Below are 6,973 nucleotides of genomic sequence, written 5' to 3' on the forward strand. Positions count from 1 at the left end.
CACAAGGGAGAGGGAACGACATGGCAAACATCATCACACGTCGCAGCATCCTCGGCGCCGGCGCGGGCATGGCGGCCCTCGCCGCCGGCGGGCAGGCACTGGCGCAGAACCGGGTGCAGGGCGATGCAAGCGTGACGGCGCCGCGCCTAGCGATCGAGAACGGTGCGACGCTTCGCGTGCTGCGCCCGGTCCGCTTCGTGCAGCCGGACGAGGAAGTGTTCCGCGCCTCCGCCGCGCGCTTCACGCAGGCGACCGGCGTGCAGGTGCGCGTCGACTTCGTGGGCTGGGAGGACATCAACCAGCAGACCGCGGTCACCGCCAACACCGGCGCGGGTCCGGACATCATCATCGGCTTCAACGAGGCGCCGCACATCTACGCCGACAAGCTGATCGAGGTCTCGGACGTGGCCGAGTATCTCGGCCGCAAGTACGGCGGCTGGATGTTCGTGGGCGAGAAGTACGGCAAGCGCCACAACAGCAACAACTGGATCGGCCTGCCCTTCGGCGGCACCGCCGGCCCGCTCGTGTGGCGCAAGTCGGCGGTGAACGAGGTGGGCTACCAGTCCCCGCCCACCGACCTGCCCGGCTTCCTCGAGATGTGCCGCCGGCTGCGCCGCGCCAACAAGCCCGCGGGCTTCGCGCTCGGCAACGCGGTCGGCGACGGCAACGGCTTCGCCAACTGGCTGATGTGGTCGCACGGCGCGGGCATCACGGACCCCGCCGGCGCGGTCTCGGTGAACAGCCCGCAGACGCTCGCCGCGCTGAACTACCTGCGCGAGCTGTACCCGACCTTCGTCGATGGCGGCACCATCTCCTGGGGCGACATCTCCAACAACCAGGCCTATGCGGCGAACTCGCTCTTCGTCACCTCGAACGGCGTGTCGCTGTACTTCGCGCTGAAGAACGATCCGGCGACGCGCGCCATCGCCGACGACACCGAGCATTCGGTCATGCCGCTCGGCGTCGCGGATTCCTGGCCCTCGGCGCCGCTCACCCTCAATGGCATGGTGTTCCGCCACAGCCGCTTCCCGAACGCGGCGAAGGCCTTCCTGCTGCACATGATGGAAGGCGAGCAGTACGAGCCCTGGCTGAACGCCAACCTCGGCTACTGGGCGCATCCGCTCACCGCCTTCAAGGACGCGGCGGTGTGGACCAGCGATCCCAAGGTCGCGATCTTCCGCGACAGCATGAACAACAAGTTCTGGAACGGCTACCGCGGCCCGCTTTCCGAGGCGTCGGGCCAGGCCAATGCGGAATACGTGCTGGTGCAGATGTTCGCTTCCGTCGCCGCCGGCCAGGCGACGCCCGAGGCGGCGATGCGCGAGGCGGAGCGCCGCGCGCGGCGCATCTTCCGCCGCTGACGTGACCGCCTCCGGCGGCGCCGCGACGGCGCCGCCGGAGGCAGCTGCTTTTGGGTGGCCTGCCCACCGCCGGCGTCGCTGCGAAGCGTCCAGGCGCCGGCGGGCTGGACACCAGGGAGGATCGCGCATGTCCGTCACCGCCGAAGAGGCCTGGGTCCGCCAGGCGAAGGCGCAGTCCGCGCTGTCCAAGCTGTTCGACTGGAAGCCCTTCCTGGTCTTCGTGTGCATGCTGCCCGCGGCCGGGCTGCTGCTGGTCTTCCTGACCTATCCGCTGGGCCTGGGCATCTGGCTGGCCTTCACCGACACCACCATCGGGCGCTCGGGCCGCTGGGTCGGGCTCGAGAATTTCGAGTTCATGCTCGAGGATCCGATCTGGTGGAACGCGGTGTTCTATTCCGTGTTCTACACGGGGGTCGCGACGGTCCTGAAGTTCGGCCTCGGGCTGTGGCTGGCGCTGCTGCTCAACAACCACCTGCCCTTCAAGTCGATGCTGCGCGCGATCATCCTGCTGCCCTGGATCGTCCCCACGGTGCTGACGGCGGTCGCCTTCTGGTGGATCTACAACCCGCAATTCTCGATCATCTCGTGGGTATTCATCGAGCTTGGGCTGCGCGAGACCAACATTGACTTCATCAACACCGCCTGGCCGGCGCGCTGGTCGCTGATCGCGGCGAATGTCTGGCGCGGCATCCCGTTCGTCGCGATCTCGCTGCTGGCGGGGCTGCAGACCATCTCGCCCAGCCTGTACGAGGCCGCGCTGCTGGACGGCTCCACCGGCTGGCAGCGCTTCCGCTACATCACCTTCCCGATGCTGCTGCCGATCCTGGCGATCGTGATGACCTTCAGCATCATCTTCACCTTCACCGACTTCCAGCTGGTCTACGCGATCACGCGCGGCGGGCCGGTGAACTCGACGCACCTGCTGGCCACGCTCGCCTTCCAGCGCGGCATCCCCGGCGGGCAGCTGGGGGAGGGCGCGGCGATCGCGGTGTCGATGATCCCGTTCCTCGTCTTCGCGACCCTTTTCTCCTACTTCGCCCTGGCGCGCCGGAAGTGGCAGCAGGGCGAGTCCAACGATTGAGGGGCCGGCCATGAGCGCGACCACAGAAGCCCCGCAGACCAACGCCGCCTCTGCTCAGCCCGAGGCGATGACCTGGGACAGCAAGTCCCGGCGCATGGTCACGATCTACGTGCCGCTGGCCTGCTTCCTGATCATCCTGCTGTTCCCGTTCTATTGGATGACGATCACGGCCTTCAAGCCGAACGCGGAACTGTACGACTACAACACGCACAACCCGTTCTGGATCACCTCGCCCACGCTCGACCACATCCGGCTGCTGCTGTTCGGCACCGCCTATCCGCGCTGGCTGATGACGACGATGATCGTGGCGGTCTGCGCCACCTTCCTGTCGCTGCTGGCCTCCACGCTCGCGGCCTATGCGATCCAGCGGCTGCGCTACAAGGGCAGCCAGTATGTCGGTCTGGGCATCTACCTGGCCTACCTAGTGCCGCCCTCGATCCTGTTCATCCCGCTCGCGACCATGGTGTTCCAGCTCGGCCTGTTCGACAGCCCGCTCGCGCTGATCCTGGTCTATCCGACCTTCCTGATCCCGTTCTGCACCTGGCTGCTGATCGGCTACTTCAAGTCGATTCCGTTCGAGCTGGAGGAATGCGCGCTGATCGACGGCGCGACGCGCCTGCAGATCCTTTGGCAGATCACGCTGCCGCTCGCCGTGCCGGGGCTGATCAGCGCGGGCATCTTCTCCTTCACCCTGTCCTGGAACGAGTTCATCTACGCGCTCGCCTTCATCCAGAGCAGCGAGAACAAGACCGTCCCGGTGGCCATCCTCACCGAACTGGTCACGGGCGACGTCTACCAGTGGGGCGCGCTGATGGCGGGCTCGCTGCTCGGCTCGCTGCCGGTCGCGATCTTCTATTCCTTCTTCGTCGACTACTACGTCTCCTCCCTCACCGGCGCGGTGAAGGAGTGAGGCTCCCGCAACAGGAGAACCACCCTTGGCGACCTACACCATCCTGACGCCCGCCGGCGCCTCCTTCACGACCGCCGGCGGCGGCTACGAATACGAGATGGAGGCGCTGCAGGGCCTCGGCGCCACGATCGTGGAATGCCCCGCGACCGAGGAAGGCTTCATCGCCGCGGCTCCCTCGGCGGACGCCGTCTACGCCAAGGGCATGAAGTTCACCGCGGCGATGATCAACGCGCTGACGAAGTGCCGCCACATCGCGCTCGGCACCGTCGGCGTGGACTACGTGGATGTCGCGGCCGCCACCGCGAAGGGCATTCCCGTCACCAACTGCCCCGACACCTTCATCGAGGAAGTCGCCGACCACGCGATGATGCTGCTGCTGGCCACGCACCGCCGCTGCATCGAGCAGGACCGCATGGTGCGCGAGGGCCGCTGGTCGGAAGGCCGGCCGCAGCTGCTGCAGATCCCGCGCCTGATGGGCCAGACGCTCGGCTTCATCGCCTTCGGGCGCGTCGCGCGCGCCACCGCCCGGCGCGCCGCGGCCTTCGGCCTGCGCATGAAGGCCTTCGATCCCTTCGTCGAGGAACTGACCATGTCCGGCCTGGGCGTGGAGCCGGCGAGCCTGGACGAGGTGCTCTCGACCTCCGACTTCGTGTCGATGCACCTGCCGGACACGCCCGAATCCCGCGGCTTCATGAAGGAACAGCACTTCCGCCGCATGAAGCCGAATGCGCTCTTCATCAACACCGGGCGCGGGCCGACGGTGAACGAGGCGGCGCTGGTCAAGGCGTTGCAGGAGAAGTGGATCGCCGGCGCCGGCCTCGACGTGTTCGAGGTGGAGCCCACCAAGCCCGGCAATCCCCTCCACGCGATGTCGAACGTGATCCTGTCCCCGCACAACGCCTCCGCCTCCGCCCGCTTCGACCCGGCGCGCAAGCGGCGTGTGGGGCAGGAGCTGGCGCTGACGTTGTCGGGCAAGTGGCCGCTGTCCTGCGTCAATCCGACTGTGCTGGCGGGGTCCGGGCTGCGTCGGTGGCAGCCCTATGCGATGGAACGCGGGCCGAATTCCTGACGGGACGGGGGGAGAAGGGAACTTCTCCCCCCGAGACCCCCCTCAACCTTCTTTGGAACCAGAAAGACAAAGAAGGGAGGGGGATGCGGGGGAGGTTCTCCTCCCCCGTGCTTCCCGGCTACACCCGCCCACCCACCAGCACCGGAGACACCCACGTGGCGGACGTCATCATCGACATCGGCGGCGAGATTTTCGAAGCCTTCTACGAGGAGCGTGACGCGCCCAAGACCGTCGCGCGCTTCCGCAACTTCGTCCCCTACAGCAACCGCATCATCCATGTCCGCTGGTCGGGCGAGGCGTGCTGGATCCCGATGGGCGACTTCGACCTCGGGATCGGGTTCGAGAACGCGACCTCCTATCCCGCGCCAGGCCAGGTCATCGTCTATCCCGGCGGCGTCAGCGAGACCGAGATCCTGATCGCCTATGGCCCGACCTGCTTCGCCTCCAAGGCGGGCCAGCTCGCCGGCAACCACGTGCTGACGATCCGCGAGGGGCTCGATCGCCTCGCGACGATCGGCCGCTCGGTGCTGTGGGACGGCGCGAAGCCGATCACCTTCCGCCCGGCCTGAGGCCGGCTCGCGATCTGGCGATCCGCCCCCGGCGACACGGCGGCGGTCGTCGGATCGCGCGGCGCCTTTCGCGCGCCTCGAACCCCTCTGCATGAAGCTCCCGCGGAGGCCGCGATTCGACGCGGCCCCTGCCGATGCGCCTTGCGTCGCCGAAACGTGATTTCGAGCACGTCGATGAAGGCGCGGCCGTGTGATGTTCTGGATCAACGTCCTCTGACGCCACGGGTGAATAAGAGGCATTTCATGCACGCTAAAGTGGTGCTCAAGTAATTATCTGCACGTTGACTGGCTCCAAAAATTAATACTCTTGCGGCAACGAACAGGTTTTCACTAGTGTTCGCTCGTTCGTGAAAGCCATGAGTAGAACAGACTCACGTAAGTGTGCGTGCCTGGTTTGCTCTTCGCCTCCGGGGGCGTCCGTCTGCACGGGGAGCAGTCGATGCTGAAGCCTGATGGCCACACGCGTGCACCCGTCGCCGACCTGAACGTCGATGCCCTCGCCGCATTGCCGAGGCAGGAGACGGCGAGGCTCCTGCTGGAGGCCGCGTCCCGCGACCAGGGACTGCGCGCAAGGCTCTGCGCGGCCGTCGCCGCGGCGCAGCCGGGGCCCGCCGCGGACCTGGCCTTCGCCGCCGCGCGCGCCGAGGCGGAACCGGTCGGCGCCGACAACTTCATGATCGGCGCGAGCCCCGCGATGCTCGAGGTGTTCGACCGGCTCCGCCGCTACGCGACCGTCGAATCCCCCGTGCTGATCACGGGCGAGAGCGGCACCGGCAAGGAACTCGCCGCGCGCGCGATCCACGAGCGCTCGAACCGCGCGGGCGGCCCCTTCGTCGCCATCAACTGCGCCGCCCTTCCGCCGAGCCTCGTCTCGAGCGAGTTGTTCGGCCACGAGAAGGGCGCCTTCACCGGCGCGACCGAACGGCGCGCCGGCCATGTCGAGATGGCCCATCGCGGCACGCTCTTCCTCGATGAGATCGGCGACCTGCCGCTCGAGATCCAGGGCCACCTGCTGCGCTTCCTCCAGGACGGGCAGGTCACCCGCGTGGGCGGCCGTGCGCCGATCCCCGTCGATGCGCGCATCGTCGCCGCGACCCATGTGCCGCTCGCCGACGCGATGGCCGCGCGCCGCTTCCGCGAGGACCTGTTCTACCGCCTCGCCGTGCTGACACTGGAGATGCCGCCGCTGCGCGAGCGCGTGGGCGACATCGAGCTTCTCGCGACCGTCTTCCTCCGCCGCATCGCGGCCGAGTGCGGCCGGCCGGCGCAGGGCTTCACGCCCGAGGCGCTCGCGGCGCTGCGCGCCCATTCCTGGCCCGGCAATGTCCGGCAGATGATCGCGGTGTTGCGACGAGCGATCGTGATGGCGAATGACGGCCCGCTCTCGGTCGCCGACCTGGACCTCGGTCCCATCGCGCCGCGGGAGCGCGCGGCGGTGCCGCCGACGGCGCCGGCGGCGCCGATGCGCCCGGCGCCCGGTTCGGCCGAGGAACGCCAGCAGGTGCTGGACGCGCTCGAGGCGAGCCAGCGGCAGGTCTCGCAGGCGGCGCGCCGGCTCGGCGTCTCCCGGGTCACCTTCTACCGGATGATCGAGAGGAACGGCATCGAACTGAAGCGCTGAGCGCGGACGCACCGCGCCGGCGGCGATCGGGTGGGAACATCGGCAGCAGGAAGGGTGTTTCGATGACAGGCAAGGCGCGTGTGGCGGCCAGGCTCGGCGCCGCGATGATCCTCTCCGGCGCGGCGTCGCTGACACCGTCCGATGCCGCCGCCCAGTCCGCGGAGGAGCTGCGCGCGATCCGCGAGATGCTCGACCGGCAGCAGCGGCAGTTGCAGGACCAGGCGAACCGCATCGCGCGGCAGGAGAGGCTGATCGAGCAGCAGTCGCGGGAACTCGCGACGCTGCGCGGCCAGCCGGCCGGGGCGCCGCCGCCCGCGCGCGCCGCGCGCGCCCCCGCCGCCGCGCCCGTCGTCACGCCCGCG

The 6,973-nt window shown here is 68.5% G+C and carries 7 protein-coding genes; all 7 read left to right on the top strand.

Translation table 11 applies throughout. The features are described from left to right. The first annotated feature begins 20 nt into the window (after positions 1 to 20). Positions 21 to 1,361, top strand: a complete 1,341-nt coding sequence (locus tag J5Y09_RS19780) for an ABC transporter substrate-binding protein (protein ID WP_209353557.1) — start codon at positions 21 to 23, stop codon at positions 1,359 to 1,361. Positions 1,362 to 1,488: 127 nt separating this feature from the next. Continuing rightward, positions 1,489 to 2,442 (top strand): carbohydrate ABC transporter permease, encoded by a 954-nt coding sequence (locus J5Y09_RS19785; RefSeq protein ID WP_209353559.1) that lies wholly within the window; start codon positions 1,489 to 1,491, stop codon positions 2,440 to 2,442. 10 nt (positions 2,443 to 2,452) lie between these two features. Next, the gene (locus tag J5Y09_RS19790) at positions 2,453 to 3,352 is read left to right on the top strand and encodes a carbohydrate ABC transporter permease (RefSeq protein WP_209353560.1); all 900 of its coding nucleotides are present in this window, start codon (positions 2,453 to 2,455) and stop codon (positions 3,350 to 3,352) included. 25 nt (positions 3,353 to 3,377) lie between these two features. Further along, the gene (locus J5Y09_RS19795; protein ID WP_209353561.1) at positions 3,378 to 4,421 is read left to right on the top strand and encodes a C-terminal binding protein; all 1,044 of its coding nucleotides are present in this window, start codon (positions 3,378 to 3,380) and stop codon (positions 4,419 to 4,421) included. A 155-nt stretch (positions 4,422 to 4,576) separates the two neighbouring features. Then, a complete protein-coding gene (locus J5Y09_RS19800) occupies positions 4,577 to 4,990 on the top strand; it encodes a DUF3830 family protein (protein WP_209353563.1) in 414 nt (137 codons plus the stop codon). 439 nt (positions 4,991 to 5,429) lie between these two features. Continuing rightward, entirely contained in the window at positions 5,430 to 6,611 is a 1,182-nt protein-coding gene (locus J5Y09_RS19805) for a sigma-54 interaction domain-containing protein (RefSeq protein ID WP_245217264.1), read from the top strand. Between the two features lie 62 nt (positions 6,612 to 6,673). After that, on the top strand, positions 6,674 to 6,973 hold a 300-nt coding region (locus J5Y09_RS19810), incomplete at its 3' end, for a hypothetical protein (protein WP_432761240.1).

The organism is Roseomonas nitratireducens (assembly GCF_017813355.1).
Classification (GTDB): domain Bacteria; phylum Pseudomonadota; class Alphaproteobacteria; order Acetobacterales; family Acetobacteraceae; genus Neoroseomonas; species Neoroseomonas nitratireducens.

Coding starts and splice junctions, on each gene's coding strand:
- J5Y09_RS19780 (WP_209353557.1), top strand. CDS start 21: ATGGCAAACATCATCACACGTCGCAGCATCCTCGGCGCCGGCGCGGGC.
- J5Y09_RS19785 (WP_209353559.1), top strand. CDS start 1,489: ATGTCCGTCACCGCCGAAGAGGCCTGGGTCCGCCAGGCGAAGGCGCAG.
- J5Y09_RS19790 (WP_209353560.1), top strand. CDS start 2,453: ATGAGCGCGACCACAGAAGCCCCGCAGACCAACGCCGCCTCTGCTCAG.
- J5Y09_RS19805 (WP_245217264.1), top strand. CDS start 5,430: ATGCTGAAGCCTGATGGCCACACGCGTGCACCCGTCGCCGACCTGAAC.